This is a genomic window from Acinetobacter sp. ANC_7588 (assembly GCF_056783995.1).
On the sequence record NZ_JBWYIU010000004.1, the window covers coordinates 227,016 to 247,102 of the forward strand.

Consider the following 20,087-nt stretch of genomic DNA (forward strand, 5'->3'; position numbering starts at 1 on the left):
TACTCCATACATCATGGCTGTGCTCCTTGTGTTGCATTTTGCAATGCCGTATTCGTTGAATTCTCAGCTTGAGGTGCTGGTGTTGGTGCCTTTTGAGCAGATACCACACGTGCTGTCGCCTTGTTGGTCGTCACCTTATCAACCAATTGCAAACCGTTTAAATCACGATTAGAACCAACGCCTGTTCCACCTTGACCTGAATTCCCACTGATCAAACGAAAGTTTACTTTTACCGCTAATGATGGTTGTTGAGCACTTGCCCAAGTCATTTCGATGACACCATTTTGATCACGACGTTGCGAAGAGTCGATTAAACGATTGATCCCGTATTCACCTGGTGCATCAAAAATCGTATGCGTTTTCCCTTCGAGATCGACTGCAGTAATACGTGCTCCAGGAATAGCACCAGTATTCGGCCAAACAAAGTTCACCCACTGTTGGATACCATTTTCAAAGACCATACGTTGACCATCAATATCAATCGTATAAGACAGCAACTGTGGATTAGACAATGGATAGAATTGGAAGTTGGACTGATTGGTCGCAGCAGGCGCAGAACCTTGTGACAAAGTACCTGTAGCTACACCGTTAAGTGGTGAAACATAGCGTTGGAAACTCATCACAAATTGTGGATTCAAGATAATGCCTTGGTCTTTCCACGTTTTAGAAGTCAGTGTGTAGCCACGACGAATCACAAATGGATCGAGCGTTTCTTTAACAAAATTGGCAATACTACCGCCCTCACCGAAGATTTGACCGATTTCACTACTCGTCGCTTGGATTGAAGCCGAGGTATTGAATGGAACCTTTTGGCTCAGAGTCTGATTAAACGGTTGATAAGCTTGCATCACCCATAATTTATTAATCTCATCTTGTGCTGGCGTGATTAAGCTTGCAAAGGATTGTGTCAGTGGACTCACCAAAAGCTTTTGAATGAGCTTATTGTCAATATCATTCAGACCGACCGTCAGTTTTTCATCGACAAGTTTTTGCGTAGTATTAAATACTGAGGTTTGTTCATTGATGGTTTGTTTTACCAAAGCCATCGCATTTGGGCCAATATCCCCTGCATTTCGGAGATCATTAAACTTACTGCGTACCTGTGCGAGATTTTCTAAATACTCATCAAGTAATGATTTATTTTGCTGATCATCACGTTTACGAACCAACTGATAAAAAACGTTAAATTCTTTTGAGATAGCACCTTGGGCGCGCTCAGCTGCACGTTGAATTTCATTGGTATTATCTTGACGAAGAACCTTACGTTTAAACCAAGCGATAAATCCTGTTTGTGGAGCCGCCAATTCCGCTTGAACCACAGGGTTATCCCAATTGGTTTCTTTCGCTGTATGCTCAATGAGCAAACGTATCGGGGAGTTTTGAGGCTCACCCAATAAATCTATTGTTTTATGTTGCTGGGCAAAATCAGGTTGTTTTGCATAATAAATTCCATTCAAGAATTTACGCCACTCTGCGATATATTCTTTCTTATAGAGTTCAGTCAGCTGCTTACGAATTTGATCTGGACTACCACTAAAGGTGAGGTCATCTGATTGATTGCTGTTCAACACCCAGTCACGACTGTCTGTCGGACTATTCGCAGCTTCATCAATGGCTTGATCGATATATTCGTTCCATGCCTTATATGTAAATACCCCAGGAAGAGCATAAGAACCTAATACGGCACTACGATTGTTCTCACCTACAATTTGAGCTGCTGTCACTGCTGGATATCGTACAGCAGCACGCATTTTGATCTCATTATAAACTCGATCACGTGCTGGCATCCCCTTCATCACCGCCAACAATACTTGTCGGCTTTGATCAACCAATTGCGCATCCGCTGACAACTGTGGGAATTTTGGATCATTCGCCAATGTCATGGTATAGGTCAGCACCTGCTCCGCTTTTTGGATCATTTCACCACGTGGCATTTGTCCACGATTGGCATCTAACCATGAACGCCAAAAGCGCGTAACCTGATCACTCAGATGACTTGCTTCCATATATTTTGAATTGCTCATCATCAAATAAGCTTTCAATGCGTTGTAAGCATCTTGGGGATTCGAATCAGAAGGTTCCAAAGCATTTTGTGCAGGTTTAGCCGATACTTGCTGAATTTCAACATTAACGTGATTTTCTTTTAGTGTCGCTTCATTATTTTTTACACGTTGCAAGAACTGACCAATATTTTGTTGAGATGGTTCTAAAACAATTTGTCGCACACCATTTAAATATTCGGTTTTAAGTTTTTCCCGCAGATCATTGCCTTGATACAAACCAAAGCCAAACTTTAATGGACGATCTTCTTCAAATTGATCTAACTGTTCTAAACGCTGTTGTAAAATTAGTAACGAGTCGAGCTGTGTCGCCAAATGCTGACCTGATGCCTGCTCCATTTGCATCACTTTATTCAGATCGGCTTGAACATCTGCGATCAACTGTTGGTTGTTACGGTAAGACCACACCCACAGGCCTAAAATTACAGATACCCCAAGTAAAGCTGCAATAAAACTCAAATAACGTTGGCGCTTTTTCGCCGGGTTAATATGTTGCTTCACCAAGTTTTTATCTTTCAGAATGACATCTGAAAATAATCCCTTTAAGAAATACCCATGATTCTGTGATACAGAATTTTGTGGAATACCATGTTCGCTGTTCGGAATTTTCTGAAGTCTAAATTCTTGAGCAATTTGCTCCGTCATTGGACTCTCGATCGTTCCTTCTTGTAAGGCACTGGTGAAGTAAAAACCACGGAATACAGGTTTGAACTGATACGGATTTTCCTCAAATAGTGTTCCTATAAAAGTTTTGAGTGCTGGTTTTAAAGTCTTAAACTCAAGCGGAAAAGTCATCACACTTGGTGATATATTCTGTGCATGACGGCGACTTAAATGAGTCGTACTTACGCTTTTCAATCCATCATACAAAATATTGTAATGATGCTCGAATAGATCAACAGCATTTTCAGATGAATCTGGATTATAAGGCAGCGTTGCTCCCCAAACTTGGTCAAATTCATCCTGATCATAACAATCAAAAAACTCAGTGAATCCTGCGATCAAATCCATTTTAGAAAACACCAAATACACAGGTGCAAAGATTTCTAAACGTTCCGTCAAATCTTGTATACGTGCTCTCAAGTTTTTAGCGAGTTTCAAAGATTTTTCAGGACTTTGGCTAACTAACTCGGCAATACTGACGGTGACAATCAGTCCATTAATCGGCGCTTTAGATCTATTTTTTTTGAGCAAGTTCAAAAAACCAATCCATTCAGAGTGATCTTCTGCATAGACTGAGTAACGACCAGCAGTATCTAACAATACTCCTTCTGTTGAGAAAAACCAGTCGCAATTACGTGTTCCACTCAAACCTGAAGACACTGCATTTTTATGCGTTTCTTCGAATGGGAACTTTAAGCCCGAGTTATAAATGGCAGAACTCTTACCGGCAGCAGGGTTACCAATGACCATATACCAAGGCAACTCATATAGCGCTGCATTCCCTTTTTTATCACCCAGCTTTGACTTACGAATGAGCTGAATTGAATCCTTCATCTGTTGATGAACCAATTGTAGTTCATCTTTATCCTTCTGCTTACCATACTCAGCTTGGGTATCTTTTTCGATTGCTTCCGCCAATTCTTCCCCTTGTTTCTCGTGGCGTTTGCGTTGAATGAACCAATAGATTCCATAACCGATTAGACCCAGTACATAAGCCACCGCAAGCGGCCAGAAATACTGTCTAGGTATCGTGTGATAGGCAGACACTAAGGCAACAAACAATGACAATGCAATGATTGCCTTTGGGTTTGAAACGTACTGCCATACATAGCCTAATATCGTGTGCATTGTATTCTCATTTTTTTCGTAAATTTTTAAACGTTTTGCTGCTCAGGATTTATGTCCGATTCTGATTGATAAGTTTGAATAAATGTCTGAACATCTGGGTTTTGAGTTGTATACACCATTGTCATCAAGGCATCATCAAACTGAAAAGCGAGAGTAAAGCCAAAAATTTTAGCTAAGCTTTGTGTATTCCCAAGTGTTGGATAAAGCATTAAATAGTGATGTTGCTCAATATTCGTATTGGCAAAATTTTGCTCAATTTTTTTAAGTGTTTTGAGTTGAGTAATGTCATCCAACAGAATTGTAAAGGGCTGCTCATTTTCCACTTTGAACTGATGATCAATGTTATAGCGATCTAAACTCTGTTTCAGTTGTTTTTCATTTATCGCAATATCTAATGTTTTCGTAGGTAAAACATTTTCAATTTGAATTTTAGGTGAAGCTAAACAACAGCTCGAAATATATTCTGCAGGAATATATTGTTCTGAAATCCAAATCTTTTCATCCAATGTATCTTGATCAATTTCGGAATCAACGATAAACACAAGACTTATAGACGACTCATCTTTTTCAATACTTTGTAAAAGATGAATCCATTCACTATAGCTTGTTTCAGCACCCCAATAGTGGTGTTCCACGTGAAACACTTCAGGAATATAATTGAGCTGACTCAGGTAGTCTGAAATGAGTTGCTCAGAATCTTGTTCATCCCAAACATGCAATAATTCTTCAGCGAGAACCAGGTGGATTTTAAGCTTATTCAGTCGATAAACTTGCTGCACAGAAGGAGTATCTTCTTCCCCATCATGATACTCAGCCTGAGGATCAATCCATGCTGGATGCATACGATAAGATTGGCTAATTTGAGTATCGTAGAAAAGCGCAGATTTTTTTAAATGCTCACTAATTTCCCAGAGTATTTCTGTTTGTTGTTCGAGTTGAGTCAGAATCAATTGATGAATGCGGTATTGCCGTTTGAAGCTATATTCATCCTCTTCATCTTGTTCGACGTCTAAATCAGAAATTCGATAACTCAGAATAGGCAACCCATACCCATTCAATAATTTGTCATCAAGTTCAGGGCTCTTGAACTCCTGAATCGCATCAATAATCAGATGATTTTCACCCAAAGCATTGAGTGCATAAGCGCGATAGACATTTAAATTGATCCACTCCACAGGCTCAGGCTGTAGCTCCTCAATTGTGGTCTCATCGCTAAGTTGAGGATCATTCTGTTTATTTTTTTGCTCTTTTATCCAATGATAAATCATATATGGCATCACCAAAAAAGCAGTGATTGCAACAGGTAACAATCCAAAAAAGATAAGTAGATCACTGCTAGAAGGATCAAAATTGATGTCACGCCAATACAGCACCACAATCGCAGAAATCACCAGATAAACAGTAAGGAACACTCCAACAATGATTTTGATCATGACGCTACTCCAAGCAATGGGTAGCAAGTTTCATCATTGTCTAGCGGTTGATTATGAGCTAAAAAGGCACCCTGACTAAGCCCCATAGAATGCTCCGAATTTAAAGTAATAGGCTGTATTTCTTGTTTTGATAAAATTAAACGAACATCAACCAATAAGGTTGGGCTACACCAGCTTTGTAGTAGTTTTTTTAATTTTAAACTTAGTTTTTGTTGTGGTAGAAAATCTAGGTAAGTTTTACGATCCAACGGTCCAATTTGAATTTCAATTTTGCCATCAATTTGGGTAATAGTCTCTCCACAAAATGTATTCAATCCTAACAAGCTTGGCGTCGCCCCTCCTAAGGATGTTCTCTGCTGAAGCTCTAATTTAAATTTTTCAGGGATAAACTCTTGTATTGCCACATGCTGATTAAATACCTGTGCAATCATGGTTTTTAAAGCATGTGCTGTATTATTTTGCCCCTGCATTAATCCTGCAAATTCAGCAAAATAATCATCAAGTTCTTGTTGTTGATGTTGCTGACTAATATAACCATTTAATGCATGGATAATATTCAGATAATGATTTTCAGACTCGACCTCATACCGTACTGGTAAATTGTACTTGACCGTCGCATCAACGAATTGTGAAGTGAGCTTATGATTAAATAAACTCAAGAATTGCGTTGTTTCAACTCGAAATTTGCGTGGTGCTGATTTAACTTTATTGGTATAGCTATAGGGTAATGCCCCCTGCATGCCAGTCAAACCCACCATTAAATTTGTAAGCTGAACTTTTTCATCTTCTAAAGCTAGCGATTCAATTTCTTTTTTAGGGAAGTTAAGCTCTAAGGAAGGATGAAATTTAAAATCACGATCCCATGGTGTATGTGGCCGAGCATAGGGCACATGTCTTAACAATCGAATCGACTGAATAAATTCATAAGCAGTCGGCTGTTGAAATAAATAGTCTATTACAGAAGCTTCTTGCCACCAACGTTCTGCACGCATTGGTATAACTCCTGTTGTGATTGAGCATCTTCGATTATGACATCGACAAAACTGTTTAACTGCACTTTTAAGTTAAACACATGGCTCAGCAATTGACTGAAAATATAAAGACTATGACCTCTGAATACTTGTTCATCGATTCGGATAACAACTTTGAGTCCTCGTACGAAAAGCGGGAAAGGTTTGGCTTCAACCAACTTATGCGTCAGGCTAAATTCAATTTGTTTAATCGAGTTAATTAATAGATGATTTTCTTTATTCGACGGTAAGTTATATAACTCTAATAATTCTTTTAAATGCGCTACCGCATCCCCTTTCATCAGTGCTAACGTATTTAATGAAAGATGAGAAATAATGCGCCATTGCTCTTTCTGATTTTGCTCAAATTGATAGGGTAAACTCGGACGCTTCAATACCAAAGCACGACGTGCCAAACTACTATCATTTAGATTTAAAATATTATTTGACTGGCTTAATGCTTCATGCGGTAAATTCCGATTCGAACATAGCAATACGGTGCTAATAAAATCAGACTTTATATCATACGGCTGTAAATGCTTAGAAATAATGGAATACCCCGTTTCAACAAACTTATTGTTGAGCTGGGATGAGTTCAATGCATAGAAAAATTGGACATTTTCATCATGGTAATGACTCATTCCAAAGAACGGCAACACTGGATGATAAACCTGATCCTGATTAATCTTTTCACGAACCATGTGCATTTTCTGAATCGAATAGACCTGATAAAATTCAGGATGATGTGCATCCGTGATCAATGGATATTCGAGTTGTCGATGATGTATTTTTTGTGGTTCAGCATTTTTTTCAAAAAGATTAACAGCTGGCGTGCTGAACAATTTGAAATTTGCAACATTCAGCTCTGAATAATTACGAATAATCGCCTGATCGTTTAGGTTTAACTTAAAATGAATTTGGAGATCAAAACTCGTTTGTTGATCTAATAAATTTCTTAAAAAAGACAAATCAAGATTAAGAAAGCTGAATTTATCTGCAAAACAAAAATATTCCATCAACAAGCGATAGGCATGATGTGTATGTTGATCAATAGGCAATAAACTCTCATCTTCCTCAAAGCCCATTAAGGAAAATGGATTAGAAATTTGATAAAGCTGTGTTCCAATGCGTACCGTAAAAGTCGTATCTTTTTTGAAAATACTATCCAAAACTTGCAGCGGAAAATTTGAAATAGCATCTAAATAAATAGGGAGTTTTTCTTGATGAATCCACAAGCCTGCTTCATTGAAAGTTTCAAAACTTAATTGCAAAGTGGCATTTTGATTGAGATGAATTTGAGCACTTGGGTTCGTTTTAAATTGAACTTGATTCAGTTGAATGGGAAGTAATCGTACAGCTTGAGAGGTATTAAATTCACATTGTACCCCCTTAAAGCTTCGTGATTTTAGCGTTGTTGCCTGCGGAATGACGTGAGCTTCAGTTAATTGTTTTATTTTATTTTGATCCTCGAAACTGACGACAGTACAACTTGGAAAATGTCTTAGATATTGAGGGAACATCACCTCAAATAAAGCACGTGTAAAAACGTCATAACTGTCTGCTAATTTTTTATCAATTCGAGCAGCAATCAACGAAAACGCCTGAATTAAGCGCTCAATGTGTGGATCATCAATCTGTTCTTGGTTGAGCGAGAGCCGTTGGGCAATTTTAGGATACTTCTGAGCAAACTCGCGAGATTGTTGACCAAATTCTTGTAATTGTTTTTCGTAGTACGGTAAAAGTTCTTCTATCACAAAAGCCCCAATCTTAAGATCTAGCCGAAATTACATATTGTTGTGTCGTTGGTTTCAATAAAGCATCAAAAACTACAGGCTCATACAATGGATGGATATTTAAATATGCTTGAATACTGAGGCAAAGTGCGCCCATATTGTCGCTGTCTAACAACATTTCAACTTGAATTTGTCGTAGGCGAGGTTCATGTGCCGCAATGGACTGCTGAATAGATTGGCAAATTTTGTCTCGATCCATTGGATTGGCTGTTGATAATCCAACAAAATCAATAATGCCAAACTGTGCAATCGAGCCTTTAACCGTAGGGAAGTCATCAATTTGATCAAACTTGGCTACTCGACTATTGAGTAGATCTTCCAAGTCATGTGCAACAGATTCACGTAGCTCTTGCATAGATAAGCCTTTGATCTGATCCTCATATTCTGGAATCAAGCGGTCAAATAAAGTTGCACGGAAGCCAAATGGATAAAGATGATCTAAATTTGTTTTCATCTTGCCTACTCTAAAAGATGAATAAAGGCCAACTTAAGTCAGCCCCTACTCCTCTCACTTTCAAGACTTTAAGCTTTGTAGCTTGCAGTGTTGTTAGAAAGTGACCATTGCTTCGTGATCGCACCTTTTTGAGTACCATCGATATCTTGTTGGTTGTATGTCCATTCAACAGCAGCATATTTCAAACCAAATGCTTCAGTCGGAACACCTTCAGCATTTACAGATGGTGTTACGCTTGAAACTAGAACATGTTTCAATTTGATTTGAAGGTACTTGATACGCTTATCACCATTCGCACGGTAGTAATCGATTTGTACTTCATCAAAAGTGTAACCAGCAGAACATGCTTCCCAAAGTTTCGGGCTAGTCGCATCTAAATCTTTAACGAATAACATGTCTGAATGTTCAACACGCTCAGAAGTATGACCACCAACACTTGAAGATGTCGCAGATTTAGGCTGACGGATGTTATGAGACCAAGAATTAACTTCCAACCAATCTTTGTGCTCAGTGTCACGAGATTCGCCGTCTACTTTGTATTTTCCTCGAAATTGAACATATATATCTTTCATGAAGATTTCCTGTTTTATTTAACGTTATTATAAAGTTGCTCTATTTAATTAGAGGACTGAGGTAACTCAGTGACAAGTCTCAAAGATACCGACAACTCGTCCAACTGGAAGTGCGGTCTTAAAAACACGACCGATTTGTAGTGACCAGGGTTCGCCGGGTCTTCCACAACTTTTACAGATGCTTCACGAAGCGGGCGCTTAGCTTTGGCCTCTTGTGATGCACCATCATCTAGTAATACATATTGAGATAACCAATCATTCAAAAAGCTTTCTACATTTCCAGCTGAAGCAAAACTTCCGACTTTATCTCGCATCATTGCTTTCAAATAATGCGCAATACGCGACACAGCCATGATGTATTGAATCTGGCTTGAGAGTGCTGAATTTGCATTCGCTGTATCGCTATCATATTTCTTAGGCTTTTGGGTCGATTGAGCCCCAAAGAACGCTGCGTAGTCTGTGTTTTTGCAGTGTACTAATGGAATAAAACCGAGATCGCTCAACTCTTTCTCACGGCGGTCCGTAATCGCAACTTCTGTCGGACACTTAAATACGACTTCACCATCATTGGTTTTGAAGGTATGTACTGGCAAGCCTTCTACTAAACCACCACCTTCAACCCCACGAATTGCTGCACACCAACCATGCATATCAAATGCATTCGTTAAACGTGTACCGAAACCGTATGCTGCATTCATCCAGAGATATTGATCGTGATCTTCACCTGAGACTTCTTCAACGAAGTTAAAGCCTTCTGTTGCCCAACCCTCTTTAGGGTCATAAGGCAGGCGACCCAGAACACGTGGCATAGTTAAAGCCACATAGCGAGAATCATCACTTTCACGGAATGAGCGCCACTGTACATATTCTGCAGTTTCAAAAATTTTAGATACATCACGAGGACGATCAATTTCAGTGAAAGATTCAAGACCTAGAATTGAAGGGCTTGCTGCTGAAATAAAGGGTGCATGAGAGGCAGCGGCAACATGAGAGATTTGTTCTAAAAGATACATATCTGACGGTGTGCGATCGAATTCAAAATCACCAATCAAAGTTGCGTAAGGTGCACCACCAAAAGAACCATATTCTTCTTCATACACTTTTTTGAACAATGTGCTTTGATCAAAGTCAGTTGCGCCTTGGAAGTCCTTAATCAATTCTTTTTTAGTGGTATTTAAAATGCGGATTTTAATTAAAGGATTTGAAGGTGTTTCTTGACAGAAATAGTAAAGTCCACGCCAAGTCGACTCAATCTTTTGAAACTGTTCATGATGCATAATTTTGCTTAATTGAGCAGAAATTAAAGCATCAATTTCAGCAATACGCTTATCTATTGAGACCGTCATGTTTTCTGAAACAGTAATTGTTCCAGCCATAACTTCTTTGGCTAATTCCCCAATTAAATTTTTCGCACGAACATGTTCATCATCGTTACGCGCAATTCGACTTTGTTCAACAATCGAATCTAGAAGACTCGTTTCTTCAACAGCATTGCTTGTCGCAGGTGCGGTTTGTAAATTACTCACGGTCGTCGCCTCCTGCTTCAGCACTTAATTTGCGTACTTGATCTGTATTTTGAAGAATTTCATCAAGCAGATCTTCTAGACGTTCACTATTTGAAATTTTATTACGCAAATCTGAAAGACGTTCACGCGCTTCAACCAATTTGCGTAAAGGGTCAACTTGTTGAACAACATTTTCAGGTCGGAAATCTTCCATTGAGTTAAAAGTAAGATCTACCGACATATTTCCACCCTCTTCCGAAATTGTGTTTTCAACTTGGAAGGCTGCTCTTGGTGCTAGCGAACTCATTACTTCATCAATGTTATCCAAATCTACATTAATAAATTTCTTATCTTTCAGTTTGGTTCTTTCAAGTTCAGATGCTGCTGAGAAGTCCCCTAATACACCAACAACAAAAGGAAGTTCTTTTATTTCTTTACCATCACCTACTTCTACGTCATACGTCAGTTGTACTCGAGGTGGTCGGATGCGTTGTAATTTTTTTTGAACACTTTCACGCTTAGCCATATTATTTTTTCCTAAATTTGTAATTTGATCAGTTCAACGAGCCAAATGGATTCTCACGTTTGGGTGCTGCTGGTTTTTCAACTTTCGCAGGTGTCGTTGTTTTAGCGGGTGTTGTTTTTGCTGGAGTCGATGCACGGCGCGTCGTACGTGCAGGCTGTCGAGTAGTTCGAGTCTCTTGAACACGCTTAGGTGCTTCTTCAACTTTGGTTTCGATTACAGTCAAAGGTTTAGCTTTTTTAACTGCTTCAGAAAGTGCCAACGCAGGTTCGTAAGTCTCTTCAGTCAAATAACGTACTTCTGGTCCACGCATTTGCTCTAATGCCTCATTCGCGATTCCGATTCCAGCTAAAAACTTAGTATCTGTTAACGATGAGTGCTGAACATTTTGTGCATTAAGACTGTTCACCAATTGAAGTGCTTTCTGATTTTGTCCGATTTGTTGAAAACGCTGAGCTGCTTGTGCTAGAAAACCATTTTTGTTGTCTTTATTTTTTTTATCACATGCTTGAGCATAAATTTGTAGCAATGTCTGGTCTGTTTCACCCGCTACTAATGGATGATCTTTAACACAACCTCTTTTGAGTTTTACTTCATCTGCGTAAGTTGTAGACGCCATCCCCAACCCAATTAGCAGAGTTGTAAGCAGAATTTTAGTATTCAAAATACACCCTCATTTATTATTAAATTTACATTAACTATATGATTCATTAAATCATTTTTTAACACACTCAATGTTTAGAGCAATGTCTTCTATATATATTAGATTTAATTAAAATTTAAACTTATAAATGCAAACTTAGTCAACATTATGACCATTATAATAAAGAAACAATTAAGTTTTTTAAGTTACAAAATTATATAGTTCTGTAAACGATTCACACTATAGGATAGTTTTTTTATCACCTTTATTTAGGTAGAATAAAAAATATGGGTGAATTTTTTCATACTAAAAATTATTGTTTATTAAATATTTAGTCGTTAAAAATCTTAAAAATAGACGTTATGTAGGTTTATTTTAAGTAACTATAAATAATTTGAATACAGAGAATTCTGATGAATAACTTGAAAATTTTGATTACAAAACTATCTCCTACGACAAGAACAGCACTAGAAAAGTCTGCAAATTATTGTATTAATCAACAAAATTACGAAATCGAAATTGAACATCTACTCTTCGAATTATTAAATCAAAACGTAAAAAATGATCTCTCTATTTTGCTCGATCAATATAAAATTTCTAAAAATGCACTGATCGATGATTTACAAGAAACGATTTCGCACTTGCCCAAAGGCAATACGCGTACACCTATTTTTGCTCAATCGATTGTACGTCTGCTAGAACAAGCTTGGCTTATTGCTTCCGCAGATCAAACCCCAGTCATCCGTAGCGGGCACTTATTAGTTGCGTTATTGACTGCAGGAGATTTATATCAAATCGCGCTTCGTGCATCGAGTTTATTCGATCTGTTCCCGATTGATACGATGAAACACAAATTTATAGAAATTTGTAAAGCTAGCATTGAAGAGCATCTCCCTCAAGCTGATCATCAAAATGATGTTCAGGGTCAGGATACGATTCATAGTTCAGAATCTCATGCAAAAACACCTGCACTAGATCAATACACCATTAACTTGACTCAAAAAGCGCTGAACGGTGGGATTGATCCTGTCATTGGACGTGAGTTTGAAATTCGCCTTATGTTGGATATTCTGATGCGTCGTCGTCAAAATAATCCTATTTTAACAGGTGAGCCAGGCGTAGGTAAAACTGCTGTCGTTGAAGGTTTAGCGCTGAAGATTGCCAACAACCAAGTGCCTGATGCATTAAAAAATGTACATATCCATGTTCTTGATATGGGTCTATTACAAGCAGGTGCAAGTGTAAAAGGTGAGTTTGAAAATCGCTTAAAACAAGTCATCCAAGAGGTTCAAAGTTCCGCTCATCCTATCATCATCTTCATTGATGAAGCACACACACTGATTGGTGCAGGCGGTCAAGCTGGTCAAAATGATGCGGCGAATCTCCTTAAACCAGCCTTAGCACGTGGCGAGTTAAGAACAATTGCTGCAACTACATGGGCTGAATATAAGCAATATTTTGAAAAAGATGCGGCGCTCAGTCGTCGTTTCCAAGTCGTCAAAGTTGAAGAACCGACTGAAGAAGTTGCGATTGATATGCTTCGCGCCATGATTCCTGTCATGGCTAAACACTTTAATCTTCAAATCGATGACGAAGCCATTGTGACTGCTGTTCATTCTTCACATCGATATATTGCTGGTCGACAACTCCCAGATAAAGCAGTGAGTGTTTTAGATACTGCTGCCGCTCGTGTGGCATTAACTCAGAATGCTCAGCCGGTAAAGTTAGATCAGCTACATGCTCAATATCATAATTTATTGCTTGAATTAGATATTTTGGAACAAGAGAATAATCAGTTCCCACAGCATGACGAACGCCTCTCCAATCTTAAAAATACGATCACTGAAATAGAAAATGAGTTAAATGCCACAACTGAAAAGTGGAAACAAGAACTAGAAATTGTTCAAAAAATCAAAACACTTGAGCAAAAAAATTCTGAATTAAAAGATGAAGAACACATTAATGATTTTAAAAATCAGATTCAGCAACTTAGATCCGATTTAAAAATATTACAAGGTGAACAACCTCTGGTATTTGAACGTGTTAATGCACAAATCATTAATGAGATTATTTCAGACTGGACTGGTATTCCTGTAGGAAAAATGGTCAATGACGAAATAAAGCAAATTCTAAGTTTAGAAGAAAAACTGGAACAACGAGTCATGGGGCAAGACTATGCCCTGCATCAACTTGTTCAAGGAATCAAAACTTCTAAAGCAAAACTTGAAGATCCAAACAAGCCTCAAGGGGTATTTATGTTGGTTGGACCAAGTGGTGTAGGGAAAACAGAAACGGCTTTAGCTTTAGCCAATGAGCTGTATGGTGGGGAATCTCATCTCATCACGATTAACATGTCTGAGTATCAAGAGGCTCATACTGTTTCCTCATTGAAAGGTGCGCCTCCAGGCTATGTAGGATATGGTCAAGGTGGTGTCCTCACTGAAGCTGTTAGACGCAATCCGTATAGCGTTGTTTTGTTAGATGAAATTGAAAAAGCACATTCAGATGTTCAAGAGTTATTTTACCAAGTCTTTGACAAAGGCACACTTGAAGATGGTGAAGGACGTGTTATCGATTTTAAAAACACCACAATTTTATTGACCTCTAACACTGGCTCAAGCGCAATTATGCAGGCCTGTTTGACTAAACCTGTAGAAGAATGGCCTACGGCAGAAGACTTAATTGAACATTTAAAACCAAGTTTATATAAACAGTTTAAACCTGCCTTCTTGGGGCGTATGCGTATCGTGCCTTACTTCCCACTCCATGATGATCTGCTTGTGCGTATTATTCATCATAAGTTAGGCAAAATTACTGATCGTATTTTCAAACAATATCAAACACGTGTTGAGTATACGGATGATTTGGTGGAACTACTCTTAAGTCGCTGTACAGAAGTCGATAGTGGCGCACGTAATGTCGACAATATTCTAAACTCTTCAGTTTTACCTGAACTTGCAACACAAATATTGATCGCCTTGGCGGATAACAAAGTCCCTAAGTTAATTCAAATTGATAGCAAAGATGACCTGATTGAGTATCGATTAGATCCAACAACAGCACCGAAAAAGCGTAAAGCCACCAAAAAGAAAATTGTTGAAGCATAATTATTTGAGTATATAAATTAATATGAACATTGATATAGAACAGCTACTTCAACCAATCTCAGATCAAGCGATCTGTGGCGAAGATCTATCTTTTTCGAATGAATTTCATGAGATCAAGAAAGCGAAAACCCAAGATGATCCGCTCTTAGATATGGGGGATTGGGTAGCTGAACCTAAACAAGCAGATTGGTCATTTGTTTCGGCAAAATGTATCGATGTTCTGACTCAAAAAAGTAAAGATATTCGTTTATTGACTTGGTTAAGCGAGGCTTGGAGTCAACTCTACGGTTATGAAGGAGTCGCTCGTAGCCTTGAGCTTTCGCATCGTATGTTATCCAATTATTGGAAAGATATACATCCTGAAATTGAAGATGATGATTTAGATCAACGTCTGGGTTTATTGCAAGGTTTGACTTCTCAATTACCTGCTTTGATTAAACGTGTTCCACTCATCAATTCAGCTCCTTTCTATTCAATCTACGATTATGAAAAATTACTGCATCAACAAAATGTAAGATTAAAAAATGCTGATGATTATGGATCTTCTCAGAATCATCCAGAAATCGAGCAGTTCGAACAAAGCTTATTTAATACCTCAAAAAGTTTCCAATACAACAATTATCAGTTCTTTTTAGAAATTTTGACGCACTGGGATACCCTCAAGCAAGTACTTGATCAACTGATGCAATTAGATGCTCCAAGTTTCGCAAATACTGATTCTCAGTTGGAAGACATACATAAAACACTGAAAAAAATTTATAAAGCAGATGCATTTTTAATGTCTGAGGATACTCCTGACATGAATCAAGACCTACAATTCCAAGAAAACAATTCAAATATAAATTCTGCTCCAACAGCAAAGATACAAGCAGCAGTAACTCAGCAGTCATTTCAACCTCAACCACAAAGTCATCTACAAAATCGTGAACAAGCAATGCGGGTGCTTAAAGATATTGCGGATTATTTTCAAGCAAATGAACCACATAGTCCTGTGAGTTATATGCTTCAAAAAACCATTAAATGGAGCCAAATGCCGCTTCATGAATGGCTCGCACAAGTCATTAAAAACGATAACAACCCATTGGAATCAGTCCATGAACTCTTGGGTGTAAAAAATAGCAATGAATCTAATGAATGGTAATCTCAATGTTTAAAGCAGAAAAAGTACTGTGGGGTGAAGGTCTATTTTTAAGACCGCAGCACTTTCAAATTCAAGACAGTTATCATGAACAGCGTTTAAATCAAACTATTCGCGCCACCATTCCATTCGCATATGGGGTACAACAGCTCAAATTTGATGAATCTCAATTAACGACCCATGTGCTAGCAATTGAGCACATTGAAATGATTTGGCAAGATGGTGAAATTTACGCTGCTCCTTCGCGAGATCTTTTACCTCAGCCCGTACTGCTCGATGAGCTCAATTTCCGTGGTGAAATGACCATTTTTCTTGCGCTCCCTATCGTTCAACCAAACAAGCGTAATATCGCCCATGAGGCTTCGACACAACCAAGTCGATATCATTCGTATCTGAATGAAACTCATGATTTGTTCACAGATGCCACACCTGCTGAAATTACTTACATTCGTCGTCGTGCTGAGCTGAAATTACTGGAATCTCAGAATGATACTCCTCATGAACTGGATGGTTTTTTATATTTGCCGATAGGAAAAATTAAGCGTCATAGTTCAGGAAGCTTTGAACTTGATACAAAATTTATTCCACCAATTTTGCATATTGCTTCATGTGAGTCATTGGTTGCTAATTTAAAACGTACCTTGAATGTCATTAAAGCAAAAATCAAAACTATTCAAACCAACAATCGCGAAAACGAACAAAAATTAATTGAATTTAGATCAGGTGACATTGTTTCATTTTGGCTAGTGAATGCATTGAATACTGCTCATGCAACTCTCAGCCATTTATTGACTCATCCCCAAATTCACCCTGAACGCTTATTTTTTGAATTACTCAGATTGACTGGCTCATTACTGACATTCTCAACAGCCTATGAAGTTGAACATTTACCTCAATATCAACATCATAATTTACAAGATAGCTTTGCGCAGTTAGATGTCATTTTAAGAGAGTTACTCGACACAATCATTTCAAGTCGATACTTCAATATCAGTCTTAAAGAAATACGTCCTTCGTATTGGGTTGGTAGCTTAGAGTCAGATAAGATCACTCGCGAATCTCGTCTGTATATTGCTGTGTCTAGTTCGATGATGCAGACACACGAACTTGTACAAATTGTCCCACTACGTTTTAAAGTGGGCACAACAGTCGATGTTGAGCAACGTGTCGTCTCTGCATTGCCTGCTATTCCGATTCACCATTTGATGCAAGTACCTACTGCGATTCCAGTCCGCTCTGGTGTGAGTTATTTTGAAATTGAACCTCATCATGAACTCTATCAACGCATGTTGGAGTCTGAAACCATCTGTATTTATGTACCTGCTGGATTCCAAGATATCAGTATTGAACTCATCGCAGTGATGAATGGCTAGAGATTGAGAAGAGAAAAATATGAATATGCCTAATGGAGCACCTTCACTGTTCGATGACGGTCAGATTGGAGCAGGCTCTACACCACAGCAACAGAATAAATTGACACAGTCTTCTAATTTGGTTGATTTAATGCATGACGGTTTCTATATCGTTTTTTTAATTCGTAACCAATACGTTCCTGACAATGTCGATGAATTTCGCCAAAAAATCATGGATCAACTACAACGTTTCGAATTACAAGCGAAGAAGTTGCAGTTCTCAGCCGAGGATATCCATGATGCAAAATATGCATTTTGTGCATTACTTGATGAAACGATTGTCACACAACAGGACCCTAGTTATTTCCATTTACAAAATTCGTGGTTAATTAGTCCTCTTCAGTTAACTTTATTTGGATCTCAACTCGCAGGTTATCAATTTTTTGACTTATTAGAAAAAATTAGGACTCGTGGAAAAGATCGCTTAGCGGCTTTAGAAGTTTTTCACTACTGTTTACTGTTAGGTTTTCAAGGTAAATACCGTATTGAATCAATTGAAAGCTTAAATCATTTGGTTGCACGCGTAGGCGATGAAATAGATTATTTAAAAGGTAAAAAAGCCCTCTTTTCACCTTTCGCTGCATTGCCTGATCAAATTAAAAACATTATTCATAGAGAACTTCCATTCGCTTGGATTCTCTTATTTTTACTCCTCTTTGCATTATTGGCATTTTCTGGACTTCGCTATATGCTCAGTCAACAAGAGACCAAAGCCATGACTCAATATAATAATGTCATTAGTGCACCTGCTGAACAGGCCCACATAACGATTCATTTACCATAAAAGATATTCAACATGAGCCAAGAAAAGAAAAATATTAGAGTCCTTACACCTACTAAAAAAAATAAAAAAATTTCGCCTCTAGTAAGTGGGATCATTGGTGTAGCAATTGGTATCTCTGCCACATCTTTAGCTTTTTATACCTATTTAAATCAACCAAGCTTCCAACCGATTAACGCAGCAGATACAGATTCAACACACTCAAATGATAAATTATCCAATATTGATTCAGGAGTCACTCAAGCTGATCAAAACGAGCAATCTGAACCTGATGAATATCACCAAGCTCAACCCAAGCTAAATGAGCTTAATAATATTTTCAAACATCAGCAAACAAACTCTGCTCAAGCAACTCAACCAGTGACTTCAAGTAAAAATCCCTTTGAATCAACTTTTAATCAAGCGCAACCTTTAAGTAACAAAACTCCCCAAGTTCCACCTAAAGCAGAACCAGTAAAAAAGACCACAACTGAAGCATTACCGAAAACCATAAAAAAGCCTGAGTCTAAGCCTACGACAGCCAATGCAAATAAAGTTGCTGAAAGTAAAGCTGACACTGATGAAAATATTGATATTCCTGTAGCCAGCGTAGAAGTTTCAGTCACACGAACTGCTAAAGAACCTGCACCGTGATTTTTTTTATCATTGTCAGTTTTGTGATATTAATCATCGCACTGACTTTATTGATGTCTTATGAGATAAGACAAAAAATAATAGATTTTGCACAAAGCTTATTACCACAAGGTAAAAAAAAGCTTTTAAACGCACGTAAATTTGCACATGAAATGAATCATGCTGCTTCAGCAGACCAAATTCAAACGCATTGGCACTTACAGCAATGGTGGATACTCATTGCTGGTTTTTTCTTACTTAGCAGTATTATGCTTTTTGCTTTTACAAAACCCGTTGATCCTACAAAAATAGAAGCGAACTATTTAAAGAAAGCTGATCCTCAAATTTATAACTTATTAAATGGGGAAATTCTTTCCCCTCCACCAGAGGTTGAAGAAAGTCTCGTCGATGCAGCAATCGTTGAAGCTGTACGTCTTGAGCAACAATATCAAGCTCAAACTGGCGGTTCTGTTTCATCTACAACTATTCCTAATGTAGAAAATTCAGAGTTTTCTCATGGTCATCTCGATACTTCAATGGTAAATCGTAAGTGGGACAAGATGCATCCAAGCTATAAACAACGATTGCTTATGGTCTTCAAAATTATGAAGGAACAACATGGCTATGAATTAGTATTACTAGAGGGTTATCGTAGTCCTGCACGACAAAATAGCCTATCTCGGAATAAAGCAACCACTTTAGCGACTGCATACCGTAGCTATCACCAATTTGGTTTGGCAGCTGATGTCGCATTCAAGCGAGATGGTAAAGTCGTTATTTCTGAACGTGATCCTTGGGCTATGCGTGGCTATCAGTTATATGGTCAAGTTGCTGAGACTGTCGGTTTAGTTTGGGGAGGACGTTGGACAAAAATTCATGACTACGGTCATACAGAATATCGAATGCCTGGCTTGGTTCGTAGCAAGGAAACTCATGATCGTTTCATGCGAGAAGCTGAACAAGGTAATTTAATGGCAAGCAATATAGAACAGTAATAATCCGTTGATTCTCTTTTCAAAATGCCTGTTAACGATACAGGCATTTTTGTATTTATTGATATATTTTGCGCTTGTAATTAACTATGTAAAGACATCGATTTAGAAGTTAATTTTCCCGTACCCATGCATTTCCCTTAATTTTATTTATTTATTTTTCTTTTCACATAAAAAAACACCCCCTTCTATTGAAGGGGGTGTTTAGAATAATGAGCTGGCGATGACTTACTCTCACATGGGTAACCCCACACTACCATC

15 protein-coding genes are annotated in these 20,087 nt (G+C 38.1%); 6 read left to right on the plus strand and 9 right to left on the minus strand.

The features are described from left to right. Positions 1-11: 11 nt before the first annotated feature. From tssM to AC1M9J_RS06195, 9 genes are all read right to left on the minus strand, one after another. Positions 12-3,851 (minus strand): type VI secretion system membrane subunit TssM, encoded by a 3,840-nt coding sequence (tssM, locus tag AC1M9J_RS06155; RefSeq protein WP_481590192.1) that lies wholly within the window; start codon positions 3,849-3,851, stop codon positions 12-14. Between the two features lie 26 nt (positions 3,852-3,877). Next, positions 3,878-5,284, minus strand: a complete 1,407-nt coding sequence (locus tag AC1M9J_RS06160; RefSeq protein WP_481952034.1) for a hypothetical protein — start codon at positions 5,282-5,284, stop codon at positions 3,878-3,880. Continuing rightward, on the minus strand, positions 5,281-6,276 hold the full coding sequence (gene tssG, locus AC1M9J_RS06165; RefSeq protein ID WP_481588745.1) for a type VI secretion system baseplate subunit TssG: 996 nt from the start codon (positions 6,274-6,276) through the stop codon (positions 5,281-5,283). Before tssG ends, AC1M9J_RS06160 begins: the two co-directional genes overlap by 4 nt. Continuing rightward, entirely contained in the window at positions 6,240-8,048 is a 1,809-nt protein-coding gene (tssF, locus tag AC1M9J_RS06170) for a type VI secretion system baseplate subunit TssF (RefSeq protein WP_481952035.1), read from the minus strand. The genes tssG and tssF overlap by 37 nt, the downstream gene beginning before the upstream one ends. Positions 8,049-8,061: 13 nt before the next feature. Continuing rightward, positions 8,062-8,541: a type VI secretion system baseplate subunit TssE gene (gene tssE / locus AC1M9J_RS06175; RefSeq protein ID WP_092766610.1), complete on the minus strand. Its 480-nt coding sequence runs from the start codon at positions 8,539-8,541 to the stop codon at positions 8,062-8,064. Between the two features lie 68 nt (positions 8,542-8,609). Next, the gene (locus tag AC1M9J_RS06180) at positions 8,610-9,113 is read right to left on the minus strand and encodes an Hcp family type VI secretion system effector (RefSeq protein WP_092766611.1); all 504 of its coding nucleotides are present in this window, start codon (positions 9,111-9,113) and stop codon (positions 8,610-8,612) included. Positions 9,114-9,157: 44 nt separating this feature from the next. Beyond that, positions 9,158-10,639, minus strand: coding sequence for a type VI secretion system contractile sheath large subunit (gene tssC / locus AC1M9J_RS06185; RefSeq protein ID WP_092766612.1), 1,482 nt, complete (start codon positions 10,637-10,639; stop codon positions 9,158-9,160). Further along, positions 10,632-11,144 carry a type VI secretion system contractile sheath small subunit gene (gene tssB, locus AC1M9J_RS06190; RefSeq protein ID WP_092766613.1) on the minus strand — a complete coding sequence of 171 codons (513 nt, stop codon included), beginning with the start codon at positions 11,142-11,144 and terminating at the stop codon, positions 10,632-10,634. Before tssB ends, tssC begins: the two co-directional genes overlap by 8 nt. Before the next feature lie 28 nt (positions 11,145-11,172). Next, positions 11,173-11,760: a hypothetical protein gene (locus AC1M9J_RS06195; RefSeq protein ID WP_092766614.1), complete on the minus strand. Its 588-nt coding sequence runs from the start codon at positions 11,758-11,760 to the stop codon at positions 11,173-11,175. A gap of 434 nt (positions 11,761-12,194) precedes the next feature. Here AC1M9J_RS06195 and tssH point away from each other — a divergent pair, with 434 nt between their 5' ends. Genes tssH through AC1M9J_RS06225 form a run of 6 tightly spaced genes read left to right on the plus strand, consistent with a single transcriptional unit; the run spans position 12,195 to position 19,829 of the window. After that, complete coding sequence (gene tssH / locus AC1M9J_RS06200) at positions 12,195-14,891, plus strand: type VI secretion system ATPase TssH (protein WP_481952038.1); 2,697 nt, start codon at positions 12,195-12,197, stop codon at positions 14,889-14,891. Between the two features lie 22 nt (positions 14,892-14,913). Then, positions 14,914-16,032 carry a type VI secretion system protein TssA gene (gene tssA / locus AC1M9J_RS06205; protein ID WP_481595675.1) on the plus strand — a complete coding sequence of 373 codons (1,119 nt, stop codon included), beginning with the start codon at positions 14,914-14,916 and terminating at the stop codon, positions 16,030-16,032. 5 nt (positions 16,033-16,037) lie between these two features. Then, on the plus strand, positions 16,038-17,402 hold the full coding sequence (tssK, locus tag AC1M9J_RS06210; RefSeq protein WP_481594548.1) for a type VI secretion system baseplate subunit TssK: 1,365 nt from the start codon (positions 16,038-16,040) through the stop codon (positions 17,400-17,402). A gap of 19 nt (positions 17,403-17,421) precedes the next feature. Then, positions 17,422-18,225, plus strand: a complete 804-nt coding sequence (icmH, locus tag AC1M9J_RS06215) for a type IVB secretion system protein IcmH/DotU (protein ID WP_481592014.1) — start codon at positions 17,422-17,424, stop codon at positions 18,223-18,225. Between the two features lie 12 nt (positions 18,226-18,237). After that, a complete protein-coding gene (locus AC1M9J_RS06220) occupies positions 18,238-18,855 on the plus strand; it encodes a hypothetical protein (RefSeq protein ID WP_481595674.1) in 618 nt (205 codons plus the stop codon). Continuing rightward, positions 18,852-19,829, plus strand: a complete 978-nt coding sequence (locus tag AC1M9J_RS06225; RefSeq protein WP_481595673.1) for a M15 family metallopeptidase — start codon at positions 18,852-18,854, stop codon at positions 19,827-19,829. Before AC1M9J_RS06220 ends, AC1M9J_RS06225 begins: the two co-directional genes overlap by 4 nt. The last annotated feature ends 258 nt before the right edge of the window (positions 19,830-20,087 follow it).

Excerpts from the sequence above, each read along its gene's own strand:
- tssM (WP_481590192.1), bottom strand. The coding sequence starts at position 3,851 with ATGCACACGATATTAGGCTATGTATGGCAGTACGTTTCAAACCCAAAG.
- AC1M9J_RS06160 (WP_481952034.1), bottom strand. The coding sequence starts at position 5,284 with ATGATCAAAATCATTGTTGGAGTGTTCCTTACTGTTTATCTGGTGATT.
- tssG (WP_481588745.1), bottom strand. The coding sequence starts at position 6,276 with ATGCGTGCAGAACGTTGGTGGCAAGAAGCTTCTGTAATAGACTATTTA.
- tssE (WP_092766610.1), bottom strand. The coding sequence starts at position 8,541 with ATGAAAACAAATTTAGATCATCTTTATCCATTTGGCTTCCGTGCAACT.
- AC1M9J_RS06180 (WP_092766611.1), bottom strand. The coding sequence starts at position 9,113 with ATGAAAGATATATATGTTCAATTTCGAGGAAAATACAAAGTAGACGGC.
- tssB (WP_092766613.1), bottom strand. The coding sequence starts at position 11,144 with ATGGCTAAGCGTGAAAGTGTTCAAAAAAAATTACAACGCATCCGACCA.
- AC1M9J_RS06195 (WP_092766614.1), bottom strand. The coding sequence starts at position 11,760 with ATGGCGTCTACAACTTACGCAGATGAAGTAAAACTCAAAAGAGGTTGT.
- tssA (WP_481595675.1), top strand. The coding sequence starts at position 14,914 with ATGAACATTGATATAGAACAGCTACTTCAACCAATCTCAGATCAAGCG.
- tssK (WP_481594548.1), top strand. The coding sequence starts at position 16,038 with ATGTTTAAAGCAGAAAAAGTACTGTGGGGTGAAGGTCTATTTTTAAGA.
- icmH (WP_481592014.1), top strand. The coding sequence starts at position 17,422 with ATGAATATGCCTAATGGAGCACCTTCACTGTTCGATGACGGTCAGATT.
- AC1M9J_RS06220 (WP_481595674.1), top strand. The coding sequence starts at position 18,238 with ATGAGCCAAGAAAAGAAAAATATTAGAGTCCTTACACCTACTAAAAAA.